We start from the raw sequence: 21328 nt of genomic DNA, 5'->3' as shown, positions 1-21328 counted from the left end.
CATCAAACCGTTGACCTCCGGATAGTCGCGGCGGCTATTCCAGGTCCGCTGCAGGGTTGCAATTTTTATCGTATCTGAAAGTATGGTGAACATGTTGTTCTCCTCGTATATCTGCGTAGGTCAATGATACATACGTAATGAGATGCAAAGCAAAGCAATATGGTTTTAAATATGTAAGCTGAACTATCATTTTGGATTGGCATGATATCCCTTCGCTCGCAGCGTTGCGGGCCTTTGAAGCGGCCGCCCGGCATGAGAGCCTGAGTGCCGCCGCGCGTGAGCTGAACGTCACGCATGCGGCGGTGGCCCAGCATGTGCGCGCGCTGGAACAGGATTTCGCCGAAGACTTGCTCATACGGCAAGGGCGCGGCGTCGCGGCCACAGCGGCCGGGCGGGCGTTAGCAGAGCAGCTTGGCGACGGCTTCCAGACCATTGCCGAAGCCGTCGCGGATTTGCGGGATCGCAACGCGGACCGACCTGTGAATATCACCGTGACGCCCGGTTTTGCCGGCAGCTGGCTGATGCCACGCATCGGAGAATTCTGGTCCAAGCACCCGGAGATCCAGGTGAACATCAACCCCAGCTGCTCGGTGGTGGACCTGCGGCAGGAGGGCTTTGATCTGGGTGTGCGTTATGGTGCAGGGTCCTGGCCGAAGCTGGACGCGGAACTGCTCACGGAAGCGGCCTATTGGGCTGTGGCCCATCCTGATCTGGTGGCAGGACGTGCAGTGCGTAGCCTGCACGATCTGACCGACCTGCCTTGGGTGATGGACAGCTACGAACGTGAGCAGCACCGGGTGGTGGAAGGTGAAGGAATCGATCTGGCGGTACTGGATGTAACCTTGCTGAACACCAATGAGCTGGCGTTGTCAGCGGCGCTTGCCGGACTGGGAGTAACCGTGCAACCCCGGTCGATTGTAGAGCGTGACATCCGCTCCGGGCAGCTTGTGAAGCTTATGGCGCTGCGCGACAACGGCTTGGGCTATCACATGGTAACCGTGCCTGGGCGGAGCTCGCCCAATCTGCGGATCTTTATGGCGTGGCTGCGCAGGACAGCACGAGAGGACAGGGAGAACGAAAAAGCCCCCGGCGGGGCGGGGGCTTCTTGACGGTTGGAATGAGACGCTAATCAGATGCGTATATGATCGCCGACAGCCACCATATCGGCGAGCAGCTTGGCCGCGTCGTCGACAGGGCCAGGCTCGTTGACAAAGGTCTCTTTGGCATGTGCCAGCGCCTCTTCGGCCTCTTTAATCAACGCTGCCATGTCGTCCGCCGTCACCTCGGCCTTCGGCATGGCGCGTTCCGCAAGCACCGTGACACCAGCTGCCGTGATCTCGGCAAAACCGCCGGTGACCACGTATTCAGAGGTGCCATCCGGACCTTCAGTGCTCAGCACACCGGGGCGCAGGGTGGTGATCGTGGGCGCGTGGCCCGCCATCGCCGTCATGTCGCCGTCAGCGCCTGGAATCTGCACCGCAGTGACGGCGGCGGATGCCAACCGCCGCTCGGGTGAGACCAGATCGAATTGTGTCGTGTCTGCCATTCAGACCTCCTTAGGCGGCGTCAGCCGCCATTTTTTCGGCTTTGGCTTTCACTTCTTCGATGCCGCCCACCATGTAGAAGGCACCCTCGGGCAGATGGTCGTATTCACCGGCCACAACCGCCTTGAAGCTCTCGATGGTCTCGGTCAGGGGGACCTGCACACCGTCGGAACCGGTGAAGACCTTGGCCACGTCGAAGGGCTGGCTGAGGAAACGCTGGATCTTGCGGGCACGGGCCACGGTCAACTTGTCCTCTTCGCTCAGCTCGTCCATGCCGAGGATCGCGATGATGTCCTGCAACGACTTGTAACGTTGCAGGATACCCTGAACGTCACGCGCCACTTGGTAGTGCTCGTCGCCCACAACAGCCGGGTCCATCAGACGCGATGTGGAATCGAGCGGGTCCACGGCAGGGTAGATGCCCAGCTCGGAGATCGCACGGCTGAGAACCGTTGTCGCATCGAGGTGCGCGAAGGAGGTCGCGGGCGCGGGGTCGGTGAGGTCGTCCGCAGGCACGTAAACCGCTTGCACGGAAGTGATAGACCCTGCTTTGGTCGAGGTGATCCGTTCCTGCATTTGCCCCATGTCGGTCGCGAGTGTTGGCTGGTAGCCCACAGCGGAAGGGATCCGGCCCAGAAGGGCGGACACTTCGGACCCGGCTTGGGTAAAGCGGAAGATGTTGTCCACAAAGAACAGAACGTCGGTACCGGACTGGTCGCGGAACTGCTCGGCCAAGGTCAGGCCGGTCAGGGCAACACGCATCCGCGCTCCGGGTGGTTCGTTCATCTGACCGTAGACCAGAGCCACCTGGGAGTTCTCAAGGTTCTCGGGGTCGATCACGTTGGATTCGATCATCTCGTGGTAGAGGTCGTTACCCTCGCGGGTCCGTTCCCCAACGCCCGCGAACACGGAGTAGCCCGAGTGCACCTTGGCAATGTTGTTGATCAACTCCATGATCAGAACGGTCTTGCCCACGCCCGCACCGCCGAAGAGGCCGATCTTGCCGCCCTTGGCGTAAGGAGCGAGCAGGTCGATCACCTTGATGCCGGTTTCCAGCACTTCGGAGGTTGTCGACTGTTCGGCAAATTCAGGCGCGTCCTGGTGGATGGAGCGTTTTTCGTCCGCGTTCACCGGGCCTTGCTCGTCCACGGGCTCGCCGACAACGTTCATGATCCGGCCCAGTGTGGCGTTGCCCACGGGGATCGAGATTGGACCGTCGGTGTCGGTCACGGTTTGACCGCGTACGAGACCCTCTGTCGCGTCCATCGCGATGGCGCGCACGGTGTTCTCACCAAGGTGCTGTGCGACTTCGAGCACGAGGCGGTTGCCGTTGTTGTCTGTTTCCAGCGCGTTGAGAATCTCCGGCAGGTGATCCTCGAATTGGACGTCGACGACCGCGCCGATGACCTGGGTTACTTTTCCGACTGCATTTGCCATGTCGTTTCTCCGGTTTGTTCTTACAGCGCTTCCGCGCCGGAAATGATTTCGATCAGCTCATTGGTGATGACGGCCTGACGCGAGCGGTTGAATTCGATGGTCAGCTTGTCGATCATCTCGCCCGCGTTACGGGTCGCGTTGTCCATCGCGGACATCCGCGCGCCTTGCTCGGACGCACCGTTCTCCAAGAGCCCTGCAAAGATTTGCGTGGCCACTCCGCGCGGCAGCAGGTCGGCCAGAATGGCCTCTTCCGACGGTTCATAATCGAACAAGGTGGAAGGCTCGGCACCTTCCTCTTCCTCGAATGTGGCCGGGATGATCTGCTGGGCGGTCGGGATCTGGCTGACAACGTTCACGAACTTCGAATAGAAGAGCGTCGCCACGTCAAATTCACCCGCATCGAAACGTGCCAGCACATCCTTGGCGATGGCCTGCGCATCCACATATCCCACGCGTTTGACCTCGGTGAGGTCCACGTGGTCGATGAAGAGCGATCCGAAGTCGCGCTTGAGCTGGTCGCGGCCTTTCTTGCCGACGGTCAGGATTTTGACGTCCTTGCCTTCGGCTTGCAGTTTTTGCGCGTGGCTGCGGGCCAGTTTGGCGATGTTCGAGTTGAAACCGCCACACAGGCCGCGCTCGGAGGTCATGACGATCAGCAGCTGCACCTTGTCGCTGCCGGTGCCCGACAGCAATTTGGGTGCGGAATCCGACCCGCCCACCGATGCCGCCAACCCCGCCATCACGGCGTTGAACCGTTCCGTGTAGGGGCGCGACTGTTCGGCAGCCTCCTGCGCGCGGCGCAGCTTTGCAGCTGCCACCATTTGCATCGCCTTGGTGATCTTGCGGGTCGATTTGACCGACTCGATCCTGTTTTTAAGGTCCTTAAGACTGGGCATGGGCCTACCTCTTAAGCGAAATCAGCGGCGAATTCGTCGAGAGCCGATTTGATGCTGTCTGCCAGATCGTCTTTCACCTTACGGTCGTTGTTGGTGATGTCATCAAGCAGGTCTTGATGCTTGGCCCGCAGATGCGCCAGCATGCCCGCCTCGAAACGACCCACCTCTTTCACGTCGACCTTGTCGAGGTAGCCGTTGGTGCCTGCGAAGATCACGCAGACAATCTCGGCGTTGGTCAGCGGCGAATACTGCGGCTGTTTCATCAGCTCGGTCAGGCGCGCGCCACGGGCCAGCAGCTGCTGAGTGGAGGCGTCGAGGTCGGAGCCGAACTGGGCGAAGGCCGCCATTTCGCGGTATTGCGCGAGGGACAGTTTCACCGGGCCAGCCACCGAAGACATCGCCTTGGTCTGGGCCGAGGAGCCCACGCGGGAGACCGACAGGCCGGTGTTCACGGCCGGGCGGATGCCCTGGTAGAAGAGCTCGGTTTCGAGGAAGATCTGGCCGTCGGTGATCGAAATCACGTTGGTCGGAATAAAGGCCGACACGTCGCCGCCTTGCGTCTCGATGATCGGCAGAGCCGTCAGCGAGCCGTTGCCCGCGTCATCGCCCAGCTTCGCGGAGCGTTCCAGAAGGCGGGAGTGGAGATAGAAAACGTCACCCGGGTAAGCTTCACGACCGGGCGGACGGCGCAGCAGCAGGGACATCTGGCGGTAGGACACGGCCTGCTTGGAGAGGTCATCATAGATGATCAGCGCGTGGCGGCCATTGTCGCGGAAGTGCTCGGCCATGGCGGTCGCGGCATAAGGTGCGAGGAACTGCATCGGTGCAGGCTCGGAGGCTGTTGCGGCCACAACGATGGAATAGTCGATCGCGCCGGTTTCTTCGAGCTTTTTCACCAGCTGCGCCACGGTGGAGCGTTTCTGACCCACAGCAACGTAGACGCAGTAGAGCTTCTTGCTCTCATCGTCGCCCGCACCGTCGTTGTAGGATTTCTGGTTCAGGATCGCATCGAGTGCCACGGCGGTCTTGCCGGTCTGACGGTCCCCGATGATCAGCTCTCGCTGACCACGGCCAATTGGGATCATCGAGTCGACCGCTTTAAGGCCAGTCGCCATCGGTTCGTGGACCGATTTACGCGGGATGATGCCCGGCGCTTTCACGTCCGCCACGGAGGAGGTCTTGGCGTTGATCGGGCCTTTGCCGTCAATCGGATTGCCCAAACCGTCCACAACGCGGCCCAGCAGTTCGTCCCCTGTCGGTACGGACACGATGGAGTTGGTGCGCTTGACGGTGTCACCCTCTTTAATGTCGCGGTCGGAGCCGAAGATCACGACGCCGACGTTGTCGGATTCGAGGTTCAGCGCCATGCCCTGAATACCGCCGGGGAATTCGACCATCTCACCGGCTTGAACATTGTCCAGACCGTATACGCGCGCGATACCGTCACCGACGGAAAGCACACGGCCGACTTCGGCCACTTCGGCTTCCTGACCGAAGTTCTTGATCTGGTCCTTCAGGATCGCAGAAATCTCTGCTGCTTGGATACCCATTTATCCGACCTCTTTCATTGCATTCTGGAGGGAATTCAGCTTCGCGCGGATCGAGGTATCAACCATGCGCGAACCAACTTTAACAATAAGACCGCCGATGAGGCTTTCATCCACGGTCGCATTGAGTGTTACGGTTTTGCCTGTGGAGGCTTTCAGTGTCTTGGCCAGCTTTTCAGCCTGCGTTTTCGTCAGCGCCTTGGCGGACACCACCTCGGCGGTCACTTCGCCCTTCTCGGCGGCAATGATGTCCCGCAGGGTTTTGACCAGTTGCGGCAGCACGAAGAGACGGCGCTTCTGCGCCATCAGCGCCAGCGTATTGGCCAGCGTATCCGAAAGATCCATCTTCTTCGCGATGGCGGCAATCGCAGTGCCCTGCTCGTCGCGCGAATAGATCGGCGAATGGATCAAGGCACGGAAATCATCGCTGTCTGCTAGGGCAGACTGCAGCGCATCAAGATCAGTTTCGAGAGATTTTAGAGCTTTGCCGTCCTTGGCAATCTCGTAGACTGCCGTGGCATAGCGCTCGGCAATACTTGTGGAAATCGAAGCTGGTTCTGACACGTCCACCCTTCCGATGTTCTGGCCCCGGATATGCGAAAAAATCGCGTCACCGAGAGTGTTGGCGCGGCTTGAATTAACTCAAGACGTCGAAATCAGCGGTGATGTAGCAGAGAGGCTCACACCCCGCAACATGAGATAGTGTAGAGCGTTTTTGGCTCTTTTCCCATGATTTCAGACGTTTGGCCCGGGTGCGACCGTTTGGCCTCTCAGAAAGTTTGCGAAATGGCGCAATTATTGCGGCGTTTTGCGATTCCCACGCCCCGAATTTGGGCAAACGGCCTCATAGATGGCGGACGGCGTGGATCGTTTAATCACTAAACCGGCTTGGCCGTTGGTTCCAGCACACCGGGCGCACGTAATTTCCGCGCAGGTTCCACTTTTCCCTTCGGCGGGTAGACCAGTTTCGTGGCTTCGACCATGAAGGCGCCCCCCGCCATCATCGTCGGCAGCCTGCGCCCCATCTTCTCGAATGCGGGGCCGGATTTCATCCACCACCGTTTGGTCGAGGGCACCTGATAGAGCGCGCCCAGATGACGCTCAGGCAGGAACTGATGTTTGCGCAACTGAGTTTCCAGTTGTCCCGGCGAATAGGGCCGCCCGAAGCCAAAGGGCGTACGGTCCCGTCTGGCCCAGAGGCCGGCGCGGTTGGGCACGATGAAGAGGGCCCTGCCCCCCGGCCCCAGCACCCGCCAGCATTCTTCCAGCAGATCAAAGGCGCGCTCGGAGGTCTCCAACCCGTGCAGAACCACCAGCTTGTCCACATGACCGGTTTCCAGCGGCCAGCAGGTTTCTTCGGTCAGCACCGAAACATTCGGCATATTGGCAGGCCAGGGCATCACCCCCTGCGGCCCCGGCATCAGCGCCATGACCCGTCGCGCCTCCTTTAGGTAAGGGCGCAACAGGGGTGCTGCAAACCCGTATCCCACCACGGTCTGCCCCTTGGCCTCTGGCCAAAGCTCGAGCATGCGCCTGCGCAGGCTTGCCTGCGCCGCACGGCCAAGCGCGGAGCGGTAGTAGAAATTACGCAGGTCTTGCACGTCCAGATGCATTGCAGCCGGTCTCTTCATCGGTCACTGTTGCAGACAGTGTCGCAAACCTGTCGGAGAATGGCCATGGCTCTTGAAATCGCAACCATCCCCTGCCTGTCGGATAATTACGCATTTTTGCTGCACGACAGCGAGACCGGCGAAACCGCCCTTATTGATGTGCCGGAATCCGCCCCGATCCTGCGGACAGCACAAGATCGGGGTTGGGTGATCAGCGAGGTCTGGATCACCCATCACCACGATGATCATATTCAGGGGCTTGGCGACATCCTGAACGCGCACAAGGCCACCGTGCGCGGGGCAGCCGCAGACAAGCATCGCCTGCCGCCCCTCGATGTGGCCCACGACGGGGAGGACCAATTCGAATTCGCGGGGCACAAGGTGCAGATCCTCGATGTTCCCGGCCACACAATCGGTCACATCGCGTATTACGTGGCGGCCGCAGGCGCGGTTTTCACGGCAGACAGCCTGATGGCGCTCGGGTGCGGGCGGCTCTTCGAAGGCTCGCCAGAACAGATGTGGGGATCGCTGAGCCGCCTGATGGCGCTGCCGGCGGACACAATCGTGTGTTCCGGCCATGAATACACCGCATCCAATGCTAAGTTCGCCTTAACTATTGATCCTCATAATCCCGAGCTTATATCTCGGAGCGACGCAATTGCTGCAGCTCGTGCTGCTGACAAGGCGACAGTTCCTTCAACCCTGGCGTTTGAGATGGCAACAAACCCGTTTCTGCGCGCCTCTGACCCTGATATTCGCGCCCGCCTGGGCATGACAGACGCACGTGATGTCGAGGTCTTCGCCGAAATACGCGCCCGCAAGGACGCCTTCTAACGCCGAAATCGCAGTCTTTCATGTCCGGTTCACACAATTTGTGACCGCAAAAGTGAAGAAAAAACTTGAAGCGGCGCTGCGATCAACCAAACTCTAATACTATGAGGCCATGGTCGGCTTACGGATCGGCATCAATCAGATCCTCAACCGACCCCGATCAGAAGGAGCACAGCCCGTGCCTTCATTTTCGACCACACTGGAACAGGCAATACATTCCGCGCTGGCGCTGGCCAATGCCCGGCGCCATGAATTCGCCACGCTTGAGCACCTTTTGCTGGCCCTGATCGACGAACCGGACGCGACCCGCGTCATGAAGGCCTGCAGCGTCGATATCGACGATTTGCGCGCCACGCTGGTGGAATTCGTTGACGAGGACCTCAGCAACCTTGTGACGGATGTCGATGGTTCCGAAGCCGTGCCCACCGCCGCTTTCCAGCGGGTCATTCAACGCGCCGCCATTCACGTGCAGTCCTCCGGGCGCACGGAGGTTACCGGCGCTAACGTTCTGGTCGCGATCTTTGCCGAGCGCGAGAGCAATGCGGCCTACTTCCTGCAGGAGCAGGATATGACGCGCTATGACGCGGTGAATTTCATTGCCCACGGAGTCGCGAAGGACCCCGCCTACGGCGAACAGCGCCCGGTTTCCGGCGCACCGGAGCATGAGGAAGAGGCGCAGGGCGTCACCGAGGGCGAAAAGAAAGAAAGCGCGCTTGAGAAATACTGCGTGGATTTGAATGCCAAGTCCCGCGAAGGCGATATTGATCCGCTGATTGGCCGCGATGCCGAGGTGGAACGTTGCATTCAGGTGCTTTGCCGCCGCCGCAAGAACAACCCGCTGCTGGTGGGTGATCCCGGCGTCGGTAAGACCGCGATTGCGGAAGGTTTGGCGCGCAAGATCGTTGCTGGAGAGACGCCGGAAGTGTTGGAGAACACCACCATATATTCTCTCGACATGGGTGCATTGCTGGCCGGAACCCGTTATCGTGGCGATTTCGAAGAGCGGCTGAAGGCTGTTGTGGCAGAGCTGGAGCAGCATGAGGATGCGGTGCTCTTCATCGACGAAATTCATACGGTGATCGGCGCAGGCGCCACCTCGGGCGGTGCGATGGATGCGTCGAACCTGCTGAAACCCGCGCTCGCGGGTGGGAAGCTGCGCACCATGGGCTCGACCACCTACAAGGAGTTCCGCCAGCATTTCGAGAAGGACCGCGCGCTGAGCCGCCGGTTCCAGAAGATCGACGTGAATGAGCCGTCGGTCGAAGATGCGGTGAAGATCCTGCGCGGATTGAAACCCTATTTCGAGGATCACCATTCGGTGAAATACACCGCCGACGCGATAAAGACGTCGGTGGAGTTGGCATCGCGCTATATCAATGATCGCAAGCTGCCAGATTCGGCCATCGATGTGATCGATGAGGCGGGTGCCGCTCAGCACCTGGTTGTGGCAGCCAAGCGGCGCAAGACCATCGGCACCAAGGAGATCGAGAATGTTGTGGCGAAAATCGCCCGCATTCCACCCAAGAATGTCTCCAAGGACGATGCAGAAGTGCTGAAGGATCTTGAAGCCTCGCTAAAACGCGTCGTTTTCGGGCAGGACAATGCCATCGAGGCGCTCTCCTCTGCGATCAAGCTGGCGCGTGCGGGTCTGCGCGAGCCGGAGAAACCCATCGGCAACTATCTCTTTGCGGGCCCGACCGGCGTTGGCAAGACGGAAGTGGCAAAGCAACTTGCGGATACGCTTGGCGTGGAATTGTTGCGCTTCGATATGTCTGAGTACATGGAGAAACACGCCGTGTCCCGCCTGATCGGAGCGCCTCCGGGGTACGTCGGCTTTGACCAGGGCGGCATGCTGACGGATGGCGTGGACCAGCACCCGCATTGCGTGCTGCTGCTTGACGAGATGGAGAAGGCACACCCGGATGTTTACAACATCCTGCTGCAGGTGATGGATCACGGCAAGCTGACAGATCACAACGGGCGCACGGTGGATTTCCGTAACGTGGTGCTGATCATGACCTCGAACGCCGGCGCAGCTGAGCAGGCCAAGGAGGCCATCGGCTTTGGGCGTGATCGCCGCGAGGGCGAGGATACGGCAGCCATTGAGCGGACTTTCACACCGGAATTCCGCAACCGATTGGATGCCGTCATCAGCTTCGCACCGCTGCCAAAAGAGGTTATCCTGCGGGTTGTCGAAAAGTTCGTGTTGCAACTGGAAGCCCAGCTAATGGATCGCAATGTGACCATCGAGCTCACCAAACCAGCTGCAGAATGGCTGGCAGATAAGGGCTATGACAGCAAGATGGGCGCGCGCCCACTGGGTCGGGTCATTCAGGAGCACATCAAGAAGCCACTGGCGGAGGACCTGCTCTTTGGCAAGCTCGCCAAAGGCGGCATCGTGAAGGTTGGCATAAAGGCTGGCGAGATCGATCTGAAGATCGAAGGCCCGGACAAGCCCCGCCTCTCCGGAAACAAGCCGCCGCTGCTGACCGCAGAATAAATTTGACCGATAAGATTTACGCCACCGCCGGATCAACCGGCGGTGGCGTTTTCGTTTCGATCAGAAGAACAATGTATTACGCCGTTCTGGCAGCACCCTAACAGGGCCAAGACCGAAACTGCCACCCGTTGATCCACCATGTGAAATCCCAAGGCGCGCCAACAACCCTCGGGGTTTCGCGCGGGGCACGCCAGTCAACGTTCGGTGAATTTCAACTCGATCCGTCGGTTCTGGGTGCGGGCCGCCTCGCTGCTCCCCGAAGCCACCGGCTGATACTGCCCAAAACCATTGGCGGCAAGGCGCTCGGGAGGAATGCCCAAAGCCTCCACCATGTATTTCACCACCGACAGCGCCCGCCCCTGGCTGAGCTCCCAGTTGTCCGCATAGCGCCCAGTGCCCAGTAATGGGACGTCGTCTGTATGCCCATCGACCCTCAGGACCCAGTTGATCTCCGGCGGGATGTCGTCTGCCACGCTGGAGATAATCTCCGCGACTTTGGCCACCTCTTCACGTCCTTCCGGCGACAAGGTCGCGCTGGCAGGCGCAAAAAGCACCTCTGACGAAAATACAAAGCGGTCGCCCTCGATCCGCACCCCTTCCTGGCGGCCGAGCACATCGCGCAAACGGCCAAAGAACTCGGATCGGTACTGCTCCAGATCCTTTGTCTCTGCTGCCAGACGCGCGGCTTCTTCAGCCAGCCGCTTACGCTCCGCCTCCTCCAGTTCGGCACGGCGACGCTCCTCGGCAGCCACGCGGGCAAGGGCGGTGTTCAAATCCGATCCCAGCGACTGCAAGCGGACCTGAGACGCAGCATCCCGTGCCACGGCATCGTCCAGCAAGGCCTGCAAATCGCCAAGCTGCGCGCGCAGCGCCGCGACCTGCTGATTGAGCAACTCGGTCTGTCGCTGCGCTTCGGCGCTGACGTCCTCCTCTTGCGCAAGCGCCTGACGCGCCTGTGCCAAAAGCGCCGCGCGACGTTCGGCATCCGTACTGTTGTCTGCGGCCAAGGTTTCCGCGGCCAGTTTTGCAGCGAGCGCTTCGGCCAGACGCGCCCGCAGATCTTCGCGCTCCGCTCCGGACCGCTCCGCGGCAGCGTCCAGTTCCGCCTGCAGCACGCGTTCTGCGGCACGGAGGCTATCGATTTCCTCACCTGTCGCATCCACCGTCTGCTCCAACCCTTCAATCTGAAGCAGCGCCGCCGCCAATTGCGTGTCGAGATCGCGCTCCGCTGCCCGCGCGGCGGCCAATAGTGTCAGCGTATCCTCCGCGTCCTTGCGCTGCGCTTCGAGCGCGAGCGTCATTGCTGTCAACTCCGCGTCAGCATTCCGCAGCCGATCCCGAAGTGCCTCGGCGGCCGCGGCTTCGGCAAGGCGCGCCGCCTCCTCGGCGCTCAGCGCCTCGCGCGTGTCGTCCAGTTCCGCACCTAACGTATCAACCTGCCCCTGCGCCTCCGCGTTGCGGGCACGCAGATCGGCAACTAAAGCGTTCAAAGCATCCCGTCGCGCAGCCGCCAGCCGGGCGGCCTCCTCCTGCGCATCAATCTCACTGCGCGCGGACGACAGGGCCAAGTTGAGCGCTTCCTGCGTACTCAAAAGCTCGGCTTGCTCTGCTTCCAGGGCACTGACTTCGCCCAACGCCGTGTCACGCTGCGCAATCAATGCAGCCACCTGCGCCTCGAAACCCGTGATCCGTGCGGTGGCCTCATCAAGGGCTGCGGCCTGAGCGTCGCGCGTCGCGGTCAGGGTCGCGATCCGCGCCTCCGCGTCCGTCAAAGAGGTGCGCAACTCTCCCACACGATCTTCCAGATCAGCCGAGGTCTGTCGCTCCAGACCCAGCGCCTGCGCCAGGGCGGCGACTTCACCTGCAAGTTGGTCGAGTTCGGTTTCCTGACCCGTAATCCGCTCTGTCAGGACGAATTGCACCACCATGAAGATGGTCAAAACGAACATCAGCACCAGCAACAGACCGGTCATCGCATCGACAAAACCCGGCCAGATGGACGCCTGAAAACGTGTGCCAGTGCGACGCGACAGCGCCATGGTTACCCATCCCCTGCGAGGGTCGTATTACCGCTGCGGGGCCGTTTCCCACGCATCGCCTCCGTCAACCGGGAGATGTCCATGCGCAACTCGGCCATGCTTTCCTGACGCCCGGCAGAGATTTCTTCCAGAATGCGCAGCATCTGAACGTCGATGGACCGCAGGCGCATCCGGCTCTCTGAATCAATCCCGTCGCCCTGCCCCTGATTTTCAAGCGCGGAAATCAGCCGTTCCTGCCCTGCAGCGACCCGTTCAAGGGCCGCACTGGCCGGATCCATGCCGTCCATCTTCTGAGTCATGCGCTCAATGGAACCGGCCAGCGTGCCGAGGTTTTCGTTGATCTCGGACCGGCTGACATCGGAATGCTGGAACATCTCCTGAAGACGCTCCATCTGTTCCACCATGTGCTCGACCACACTGGCCAGCACACCCTGATCCCCCGCCGCCTCGTCGCCCGAGGTAAAGCCGACGCGGGTGATGGAACTCAGCCACTCTTCCAGTTCGCGGTAAAACCGGTTTTGGCCATGCCCGGCAAAGAGCTCCAGCAGGCCCACGATCAGAGACCCGGCAAGACCAAGGAGCGAGGAGGCAAAGGCAACGCCCATCCCGCCAAGCTGCGCCTCAAGCCCGGTCATCAGACGGTTGAAGACCTGCACCCCGCCTTCACCATCCTGCGGTGCGAGGCTGCGGATGGTGTCCACCACCGCCGGAACCGTCGTTGCAAGGCCGTAGAAGGTTCCCAAAAGGCCAAGGAAAATCAACATATTGACGATGTATCGCGTGATCTCGCGCGCTTCGTCTATCCGGGTTGCCACTGAATCGAGGATCGACCGGGTCGAGGTTGCGCTGACCTGCATGCGCACGCCGCGAGACCGCAGCAGCGAGGCAAGCGGCGCCAGAAGCTGCGGTGCCTGAATGCTTGTGTCCTGGGTGTCGGAGGCAAATCGTTCGATCCAGCGCACAGAGCCGATCAGTTGAAACACCTGATAGAAGCAGGCCAGCACCCCGATGAAAAAGACGAAAATGATGAAGCCGTTCAGATAGGGGTTCGCCTCGAAAACCGGCAGCACGCGCGGCAAGGCCAGAAAACCGCCAAAGCCGGAAAGGGCCAGCACGATCAGCATCAGCGAGATTTGCCGCACCGGTTGCGAAAAGACCGGTTTCGCCTCTTGATTGGGCCACGCCATGCGCAATTGCTCCCCGCGCTTTATTCTTCTGCTCTGGCGGCAGCTTACACTGAAAACCAGCTCAAGCGCCAAGGATTTATGCGCTCAGATGGCGCACCCGCTGGCTCAGCCATTCGAGGTCGGGATCATGCAGGCCGATCTCTGTCAGGTGCTGTGCCGTGTTGTAGAGATATTCGGTGTTTGGCCCCATGCCACCGGTCGCACGGGCGATAATCTGCGCCTGCTCTTCCAAGGGCATGCCGCCGCAATACTGACGGTGCTCGCGGTTGATGATGTAGGCCAACGCCTGCACCCGGCGTCCGTCCGTCAGATCAATATCAAGTTGACGCTCAAGGTAGGCCGAAGAGATCAACTCGCGCTCACGCAGGTAGGTCAATGTAGCCTCTTCGGCGCCAGCCCGTACGGCAAGCGCAACTCCTTCGCAGGCATGCGCGGGTTCTTCATCCAGCGCCAGCACGAGCCCCGGATCGTCTTCGGTGCCACGATGGTGAATGGACCACATGCAAAAGGATCGCGAATAGCCGGGCAGCTTGGCCACCACCTGCTCGGCGACATCAAATCCGGGGTTCCACAACAGGCTGCCATAGCCGAATACCCACATCGTCATCTTACTGGTTCTCCTTGGCTGCATTGCGTAAACCTCAATTCAACGGAAAACGCAAAGAGGTCTGCGATGCGTCGGGTGATTTGGGCGGCCCTGGTTTTGGCACTGATCTGGGGTGGCTGGTGGATCTGGGCGGCGCAGGCCGCGCGGCAGGCAACACAGCAGTGGTTCGCAGATCGCCGCGCGGAAGGCTGGCAGGCCGATTTCGCCGCTTTGGATGTCTCCGGCTTTCCGCTGCGGTTCGACGCCATGATGACGCTGCCGGCACTGGCGGACCCCGAGACCGGCGTGGCGGTGACCACCAGCGGCGTCGCTTTTTCCGCCCCCGCATGGTGGCCCGGTGACGTCACGGTGCGCTTGCCACAGGACCCGATTACCTTCGCCAGCCCGGAGGGCCGCGCCACCCTGGACATGGATCAGGCCGTGGCACACTTGCGCCTGAAACCCGGCAGCGCATTGGACCTCGAAACGGCGCAGGTCACCTCTGGTACATGGTCGCTGAGTGCGCCCATGGGGGATGTTCTTTCCGCTGCCGATCTGAACGTCGCCGTGCAGCAGGTCGCGGCGGGTCAAGCCAGCTATACCGTTGCGCTGAGCGCCGCCGGTCTGCAGCCCGGCACGGTGCCGCGTGCAGCTCTGCGCGTTCCGGCAAACTGGCCACTGACATTCGACAAGTTTGCGCTGGACATGCAGGTTGCCTTCGACCGGGTCTGGGATCGTCGCGCCATCGAGGTCGCGCGCCCGCAACCCCGCAGCCTCCGGATCGACCGGGCCGAGGCCGCGTGGGGGGATCTGCAGCTGCGTGCCGCCGCGGATCTGACCATTGATGCACAGGGCACACCGGAGGGCACCCTGTCCCTGCAGGCCCGCAACTGGCGGGAGATGCTCACCCTCGCTGAAACCGCCGGAGTGCTGCCGTCTGCCGTGCGACCACAAGCAGAGAGCATGTTGTCCGCCCTCGCCCAAGCCACTGGCGACCCGCGATCTATTGATGTGGGCCTGACACTCAGGAACGGTTTGATTATATTGGGATTTGTACCGCTGGGCCAGGCGCCGCAACTGGTTTTGCGTTAGCGGCAGTACATGCCGCTGCGATATCGAGCCGTGTCGAAATGGAAGTGATCGCGGTGGAAACTATCCGCATTCGGCCCCAGAACCGTCCCGAACGGGCCGCAGGCATCGCGGTGCATCCTGCGCAGGGCCTGACTGGTGTCCCGCGCGGTCCAGCCCTTGAGCACAGAAATAGTGGTACCATCCCGCAGCCGGAACCCCGAGATATCGATGGCGCGTCCCTTGCCGTGCTCGGAAATCCGCGCGCCTTTCTTGTTGTTCCGTGTCCGGCAGGCGTAATGCGCCGCCACGCGTATCCCCGTGACCCCACCACCGGATTTGCGAAGCGTGGGTTTCACCGACCCTTCGATCCACGTTTTCAACGCCTGCGCCGTGCCACAATCCATGATCGCGCGCTGGCTGAGCGTCACATCCGACACCGATTTCACCCGCACGGCCTGTGCCACGCCACAGCCGGAAATCCTGCCCGGCACGCGACCGATAACGTCGCCCTGAATGTCGGGATCGCCACATACTGCACCTTTTGCCCGCAGTTTTTGCTGCTGACGTATGAGTCTACGGACAGCACGAGTGCGTTTCTGGGGCCTGAGCGACGTTCTGGGCGCGTCACCCCGCACCACTACTGCTTGCGCCTCTGCAGAGCGAACCGGGGCAGCGATAGCACCGGATACGTCCAAAGTGACGGGCAACGCCCCGCCCGCAGTTGACCCTGGGCGGCCCACAGGCCGTTTGGAGGTATCGGGCACCTCAGCAAGCGCAACACCGGCTATGACCATGAACAGAAGCGCCCAGGCTCTCACGAGGATTTCTTTGCCCGTCCGAAATCGGGCGCGTCCGTGTCCTGCCCCGCCTCGATGATGCCCCTGCGGATCGCACGTGTGCGGGTAAAGTAATCGTGCAGATGATCGCCATCGCCGGTGCGAATGGCGCGCTGCAGCGCGAATAACTCCTCCGTAAAGCGCCCCAGAATTTCCAGCGTAGCATCCTTGTTGGTCAGGAATACATCGCGCCACATGGTCGGGTCACTGGCGGCGATGCGGGTAAAGTCGCGAAATCCAGCGGCGGAATACTGGATGACCTCGCTATCGGTCACGCGGCGCAGGTCGTCCGCCACGCCCACCATCGTGTAGGCAATCAAGTGGGGCGCGTGACTGGTCACGGCAAGCACCAGATCGTGGTGCTCCGCCTCCATCTCTTCGACGTTGCTGCCCAAGCCTTCCCAGAGCGCGCGCAATCGCGCAACGGCCGCCGGGTCTGAGCCCGGCACCGGCACCAGCAAGCACCAGCGGTTGTCAAAAAGCTCCGCGAAACCGGATTCCGGACCCGAATGCTCGGTTCCGGCAAGCGGATGGCCGGGGATGAAATGAACGGTGTCCGGCAGGTGTGGCGCGACATTTTCGATCACATCCCGCTTGACGGAACCGACATCCGTCACGGTCGCGCCGGGTTTCAGACTACCCGCGATCTCCGCTGCAATCGCACCCATGACACCGACTGGCACACAAAGAATAACGAGATCGGCGCCCTCCACAGCCTCGGCGGCACTGTCACACACGCGGTCACACAATCCGATACGGCGAGCGGTGTCGCGGGTCTCAACGCTGCGGGCATATCCCGTCACCTCACCTGCAAGGCCGCCGCGTTTCATTGCCCAGAACATCGACGAGGCAATCAACCCCAGCCCGATAAGGGCCACCCGATCATAAATCACGCTCATGCCGCCCCCTTGAAGCTGGCCAGCGCGTCGAGCACACGCGTTACGTCTTCGGCCCGGCCCACGGTGATCCGCAGCGCCTCGGGAAAGCCGTAACCTTTCACAAGGCGCACGAGAATGCCTGCCGATTTCAGGTGTGCATCCGCGGCGAGCGCTTCGGCCTCATCGGCAAAGCGTGCCATCACGAAGTTGGCCTGACTGTCATCGCAAGCGATACCAAGCTGGCGCAACCCGCCGATTAACCGGGCGCGCTGTTCCGCGTTCTCTTGCAGGCAGGTCGCCACGAATTGCCGGTCGTTTACCGCCGCCTCCGCCCCGGATAGCGCGACGCTCGACATGTTGAAGGGCCCGCGGATACGGTTGAGCACATCGATGATGTCCCGAGATGCATAGCCCCAACCGACGCGCAGCCCCCCGAGCCCATAGAGCTTGGAGAACGTGCGGGTCATCACCACATTGTCGCGTGCTGTGACCAGAGAGGCGCCCCCATCATAGCCGTTGAAGAATTCCGCGTAGGCACCATCCAGAACCAGCAGGCAGCTATCAGGCACCGCGTCTGCCAGTCGGGTGAGCTCTGCCATATCCAGCGCCGTACCCGTGGGATTTGCCGGGTTCGCTATGTAGATCAGGCGTGTCGCTTGTGTGATCTTCGCAATCAGCGCATCCACATCGACGCAGCGGTCTGTTTCGGGGGCCACAACGGGCGTTGCCCCGGCCGAAAGCGCAAAGATGCGATAGAGCGAAAACCCATGCTCCGTATAAAGCACCTCGTCGCCCGGCCCGGCAAAGGCCATGGCGAGCAGCGTCAGGATTTCATCCGAGCCCACGCCACAGATGATCCGATCTGCCGACAACCCATGTACCCTGCCAATCGCTTCGCGTAGCGGCTTGTGATCAGTTGAAGGATAGCGATGCAGACCCATCGCCGCTTCAGTCACTGCGGCCATGGCTTTGGGACTGGCACCAAACGGGTTCTCATTCGAGCTCAACTTGAGCGGACTGGCCTGACCTTCGATCTTGGATGCGCCGCCCTGGTAAAGGGCAATATCCATGATACCGGGTTGCGGCCGAATTGCTGTCGTCATCGGGTCTTCTCCTGTCCGGCGGACCTTAGCGAGGTGCCGCGCAGACTGCCACCACCAACTCACGCTGCGAACACGCTACTAGCCGGTTTTGGATATCAGGAACGGGGGCCCAACACCTCAATGCGTGGGAGCGCGGGAACTTGCGGCCATGGTCCCAACACAAAAAGAAACCGCCCGACGGTGTCGGGCGGTTGTCGCTTGATCCAAAGGCAGCTGAAGGCGCCAAATGATGTGTCTGATCAGGCTTTGCGCGATGTCTTGCGACGACCTGCCCAGCCGAGGCCGCCCATGGCAGCACCGAGCAGCAGAACAGAGGCTGGCAACGGAACAGCAGCCACGTCAATGCCATCGATAGAGAAGCCGTCATTCAACTTGAAGCGTTCACCGCCGGAAGTGGTGTAGTTGCCGAGAATGATTTCAGCAGTCGATACGTTCTGCCCAAAATCGATCACAACCGTGCGCGCGTTTCCATTTGGAAGTTTCCCGCCGGTCCGCAGCTCTTTGGAGTCGCCGCCCGCGGTAATACGCAGGAACGCACCTTGGTCACTGCCATCGTTGAGCACGAAGGAAAGCTTGTCGAACAGACCGCCAATATCGACAGTCCATTTCATGCCCCATGTGTCGTTGCTGTCCAGAAACCATGTGCCGCCCTGTGGCACGGTGTTCGTCCGACCATAAACGCTGCCATCCCGCAGCGCCAACTCTGTCCCGTCGCCAATTACAGACCCGCCGGACCCTTCGCCACCGAGGCTTTCAAAGGTGCCGACTGCAGTGGAGAGCGAAGCTCCAACTTCACCTTCACTCATTGTGTTGCCGAGGGTTTCGAAATCCTCACCCACGTTACCCCCCGCGCCGAAAGAACTGTTGTAGCTACCGGCGTCGAATGTGGAAACTGTGATTGTGGCGGCATGGGCACCAGCTGTGCAGGCCAAAGTCGCGGCAACCGCGCAGGTTGTCTTCAAAAAGCTCATTACTCACTCCAAACCAATTTTACCCAACTTTTCTAAAATTTGGATATGATTCACGTCACGCCAAGTCAAGCGGATTTCCGCCGAACAAACTGTTTCCAACGCTACGTTGTTTGCCGAGTGTTTTGGCAAAATCCGGGTTTAAAATCGCTCTGGGTACTTTAAGAAATCCAAAGCAATGTGGCGTGCTTGCGGGACCGCACACCCTGTGCAAGCATCGCGGCATGTCTCATACTCGTTCTGACCTGGAAGACCGCTACCAAACGGCTGCGCCCAAGTGGTCCGACAAGATGCGTGTTCTCGGCTATTATGACGGGTACCTTGGTTTTTTATCCGATCAGAAGCCGGATATGTCCTCCAGTATTGAAGTTATCGATATTGGCACAGGGACCGGTGCCATGGCAGAGGCCTGGACGGTTATTTACGGCACGCCTGACCGTCTGGTGCTGCTTGATCCTTCTCTGGCAATGCTGGACGTCGCAAAAGACGCTCTGATGCGCCGTGGCGTCAGAGCGGAAATCTGTGATGCAGGTCTGGAAGAAGGCGGGTTGGGTCCGTTCGATGTATTGCTGGCCGCTCATGTAATTGAACATTTTGACGACCCGCTCGCCGCGCTGAAAGCGATGCGGAGCATGGCACGTCCCGGCGCGCACTTATGGATGTCCGTGTCCAAGCCGCATTGGTGCAATGCAATCATCTGGCTGCAGTGGCGCCATCGGACCTTTCGCCCTCAGGAGATGGCAGAGCTTCTGCAGAAGGCAGGCTTCTCGGTGGAAGCACAATATACCTTCCCATCCGGCCCGCCCTCGAGGACGAGTTTCGGCATTGTGGCGCGGGCGATCTGAAACGAAAAAGCCGCGCCGAAAACACGACGCGGCATTCCGTAATCTTCTGACAAACTTTAGTTTTTCGCGTAGAATTCGACGACGAGGTTCGGTTCCATCATCACCGGGTAAGGCACATCGCCCAAGGCTGGTGTGCGCACGAATTTCGCGGTCATCTTGGAGTGGTCGGCCTCAATGTAGTCCGGCACGTCACGCTCGGGCAATTGTGTCGCTTCGAGCACGACGGCGATTTGCTTGGAGCGGTCACGCACTTCGATCACGTCACCTTCCTGCACGCGGTAGGACGGGATGTTGACCTTCTTGCCATTCACTTTCACGTGGCCGTGGTTCACGAACTGGCGCGCTGCGAAAACAGTTGCAACGAACTTGGAACGGTAGACAACGGCGTCCAGACGACGCTCCAGCAGACCGATCAGGTTTTCACCAGTGTCGCCTTTGACACGCTCGGCTTCGGCGTAGATGCGACGGAACTGCTTTTCGGTCAGGTCGCCGTAGTAGCCCTTGAGCTTCTGCTTGGCGCGCAGCTGGATGCCGAAGTCGCTGAGTTTGCCCTTGCGGCGCTGACCGTGCTGGCCGGGGCCATATTCGCGGCGATTCACCGGGGATTTCGGACGACCCCAGATGTTTTCGCCCATGCGGCGGTCGATTTTGTACTTGGCAGACGTGCGTTTTGTCACGGCTGATCTCCTTCTATGTGGCCCTTGCGGACGTGAAGGGCGTTGTCCTCTGGCTTTCGCCTGACAGGCTGTCCCTTGCGGGGGCCGCCAACACCAATGAAGCCGCGCTTATACTGCGCAAAAGGACAGAGTCAACGCCCCTTTGCTGCCATATCCGCAACAGACCTGTGACGCGGGCAGGTCACCAGATGATCATTGACCATACCGACCGCCTGCATGAAGGCGTAAACGATTGTCGGCCCGCAGAATCGAAAGCCCGCCTTCTTGAGGTCCTTGGAGATTTGCGTGGAAAGCGGCGTGAAGGCCGGGACCTCGTCCAGTGTCCGCCACTGGTTCTGCAGCGGCGCGCCATCCACATATTTCCATAAAAATCTGTCGAACCCCTCGCACGCTTCGATCTCCTGCCAGACACGGGCATTGCTGATCGTGGCCTCGATCTTGCCCCGATGGCGGATAATGCCCGGATCCACGAGTAGCTTTTCGATCTCGGCCTCCCCCCAATCGGCAATCACATCGGGTTTGAACCCCGCAAATGCGGTGCGAAAATTTTCCCGCTTTTTCAGAATGGTAAGCCAGCTCAATCCGGCTTGAAATCCATCCAGAACCAGTTTTTCCCACAGCGCCCGGCTGTCATATTCGGGCACACCCCAGTCCGTATCATGGTATCCGAGATAGATTTCATCTGGCCCCGCCCAGCCACATCGCTCCATGCAGTTTTCCCTTTGTTTATGTTAGTTTTCAGTCGATTAAAGCATGAATCAAATTAGAACAAA

The 21328-nt window shown here is 60.4% G+C and carries 20 protein-coding genes; 5 read left to right on the top strand and 15 right to left on the bottom strand.

What is annotated here, in order from left to right:
- Positions 1-191 precede the first annotated feature (191 nt).
- Positions 192-1109 (top strand): LysR family transcriptional regulator, encoded by a 918-nt coding sequence (locus Q1A52_RS06885; protein WP_300012754.1) that lies wholly within the window; start codon positions 192-194, stop codon positions 1107-1109.
- A 20-nt stretch (positions 1110-1129) separates the two neighbouring features.
- Here the strand turns inward: Q1A52_RS06885 and Q1A52_RS06880 are convergent, their stop codons facing one another.
- The 6 genes from Q1A52_RS06880 to Q1A52_RS06855 all read right to left on the bottom strand — a co-directional run bounded on the left by Q1A52_RS06880 (position 1130) and on the right by Q1A52_RS06855 (position 7037).
- Complete coding sequence (locus Q1A52_RS06880; RefSeq protein ID WP_299778082.1) at positions 1130-1546, bottom strand: F0F1 ATP synthase subunit epsilon; 417 nt, start codon at positions 1544-1546, stop codon at positions 1130-1132.
- A 10-nt stretch (positions 1547-1556) separates the two neighbouring features.
- Positions 1557-2981 (bottom strand): F0F1 ATP synthase subunit beta, encoded by a 1425-nt coding sequence (gene atpD / locus Q1A52_RS06875; RefSeq protein WP_300012751.1) that lies wholly within the window; start codon positions 2979-2981, stop codon positions 1557-1559.
- A gap of 20 nt (positions 2982-3001) precedes the next feature.
- On the bottom strand, positions 3002-3877 hold the full coding sequence (locus Q1A52_RS06870; RefSeq protein WP_300012748.1) for a F0F1 ATP synthase subunit gamma: 876 nt from the start codon (positions 3875-3877) through the stop codon (positions 3002-3004).
- An 11-nt stretch (positions 3878-3888) separates the two neighbouring features.
- On the bottom strand, positions 3889-5427 hold the full coding sequence (gene atpA / locus Q1A52_RS06865; protein ID WP_299830274.1) for a F0F1 ATP synthase subunit alpha: 1539 nt from the start codon (positions 5425-5427) through the stop codon (positions 3889-3891).
- Positions 5428-5988 carry a F0F1 ATP synthase subunit delta gene (locus Q1A52_RS06860; RefSeq protein ID WP_195820063.1) on the bottom strand — a complete coding sequence of 187 codons (561 nt, stop codon included), beginning with the start codon at positions 5986-5988 and terminating at the stop codon, positions 5428-5430.
- A gap of 314 nt (positions 5989-6302) precedes the next feature.
- Positions 6303-7037, bottom strand: a complete 735-nt coding sequence (locus tag Q1A52_RS06855) for a hypothetical protein (protein ID WP_300014903.1) — start codon at positions 7035-7037, stop codon at positions 6303-6305.
- A gap of 63 nt (positions 7038-7100) precedes the next feature.
- Between Q1A52_RS06855 and gloB the strand changes: the two genes are divergently transcribed.
- Positions 7101-7868: a hydroxyacylglutathione hydrolase gene (gloB, locus tag Q1A52_RS06850; protein ID WP_300012744.1), complete on the top strand. Its 768-nt coding sequence runs from the start codon at positions 7101-7103 to the stop codon at positions 7866-7868.
- 175 nt (positions 7869-8043) lie between these two features.
- Complete coding sequence (gene clpA, locus Q1A52_RS06845) at positions 8044-10365, top strand: ATP-dependent Clp protease ATP-binding subunit ClpA (protein WP_195820061.1); 2322 nt, start codon at positions 8044-8046, stop codon at positions 10363-10365.
- Positions 10366-10559: 194 nt separating this feature from the next.
- Here the strand turns inward: clpA and Q1A52_RS06840 are convergent, their stop codons facing one another.
- The 3 genes from Q1A52_RS06840 to Q1A52_RS06830 form a co-directional block, all read right to left on the bottom strand.
- The gene (locus tag Q1A52_RS06840) at positions 10560-12404 is read right to left on the bottom strand and encodes a peptidoglycan -binding protein (protein ID WP_300012741.1); all 1845 of its coding nucleotides are present in this window, start codon (positions 12402-12404) and stop codon (positions 10560-10562) included.
- A 2-nt stretch (positions 12405-12406) separates the two neighbouring features.
- Positions 12407-13591: a biopolymer transporter ExbB gene (locus Q1A52_RS06835; RefSeq protein ID WP_300012738.1), complete on the bottom strand. Its 1185-nt coding sequence runs from the start codon at positions 13589-13591 to the stop codon at positions 12407-12409.
- A 76-nt stretch (positions 13592-13667) separates the two neighbouring features.
- Positions 13668-14198: a gamma-glutamylcyclotransferase gene (locus tag Q1A52_RS06830; RefSeq protein ID WP_300012735.1), complete on the bottom strand. Its 531-nt coding sequence runs from the start codon at positions 14196-14198 to the stop codon at positions 13668-13670.
- A gap of 66 nt (positions 14199-14264) precedes the next feature.
- Here Q1A52_RS06830 and Q1A52_RS06825 point away from each other — a divergent pair, with 66 nt between their 5' ends.
- Positions 14265-15269: a DUF2125 domain-containing protein gene (locus tag Q1A52_RS06825; protein ID WP_300012732.1), complete on the top strand. Its 1005-nt coding sequence runs from the start codon at positions 14265-14267 to the stop codon at positions 15267-15269.
- On the opposite strand, the gene Q1A52_RS06820 is transcribed toward Q1A52_RS06825, so the two are convergent.
- The 4 genes from Q1A52_RS06820 to Q1A52_RS06805 form a co-directional block, all read right to left on the bottom strand.
- Entirely contained in the window at positions 15266-16066 is an 801-nt protein-coding gene (locus Q1A52_RS06820) for an extensin family protein (RefSeq protein ID WP_300012729.1), read from the bottom strand. The two genes, Q1A52_RS06825 and Q1A52_RS06820, sit on opposite strands and share 4 nt — an antisense overlap.
- The gene (locus tag Q1A52_RS06815) at positions 16063-16983 is read right to left on the bottom strand and encodes a prephenate/arogenate dehydrogenase family protein (RefSeq protein WP_300012726.1); all 921 of its coding nucleotides are present in this window, start codon (positions 16981-16983) and stop codon (positions 16063-16065) included. Before Q1A52_RS06815 ends, Q1A52_RS06820 begins: the two co-directional genes overlap by 4 nt.
- Positions 16980-18065, bottom strand: coding sequence for a histidinol-phosphate transaminase (hisC, locus tag Q1A52_RS06810; protein WP_300012724.1), 1086 nt, complete (start codon positions 18063-18065; stop codon positions 16980-16982). Before hisC ends, Q1A52_RS06815 begins: the two co-directional genes overlap by 4 nt.
- A gap of 239 nt (positions 18066-18304) precedes the next feature.
- Positions 18305-19036 carry a VPLPA-CTERM sorting domain-containing protein gene (locus Q1A52_RS06805; protein ID WP_300012721.1) on the bottom strand — a complete coding sequence of 244 codons (732 nt, stop codon included), beginning with the start codon at positions 19034-19036 and terminating at the stop codon, positions 18305-18307.
- A gap of 221 nt (positions 19037-19257) precedes the next feature.
- Between Q1A52_RS06805 and Q1A52_RS06800 the strand changes: the two genes are divergently transcribed.
- Positions 19258-19878 carry a class I SAM-dependent methyltransferase gene (locus tag Q1A52_RS06800; RefSeq protein ID WP_300012718.1) on the top strand — a complete coding sequence of 207 codons (621 nt, stop codon included), beginning with the start codon at positions 19258-19260 and terminating at the stop codon, positions 19876-19878.
- A gap of 56 nt (positions 19879-19934) precedes the next feature.
- On the opposite strand, the gene rpsD is transcribed toward Q1A52_RS06800, so the two are convergent.
- Complete coding sequence (gene rpsD / locus Q1A52_RS06795; RefSeq protein ID WP_195820052.1) at positions 19935-20555, bottom strand: 30S ribosomal protein S4; 621 nt, start codon at positions 20553-20555, stop codon at positions 19935-19937.
- Between the two features lie 131 nt (positions 20556-20686).
- A complete protein-coding gene (locus tag Q1A52_RS06790) occupies positions 20687-21265 on the bottom strand; it encodes a DNA-3-methyladenine glycosylase I (RefSeq protein ID WP_300012715.1) in 579 nt (192 codons plus the stop codon).
- Positions 21266-21328 lie beyond the last annotated feature (63 nt).

It is taken from the genome of uncultured Roseobacter sp. (assembly GCF_947488185.1).
Lineage (GTDB): Bacteria > Pseudomonadota > Alphaproteobacteria > Rhodobacterales > Rhodobacteraceae > Roseobacter.
This window is presented reverse-complemented; position numbering and strand designations above follow the sequence as displayed.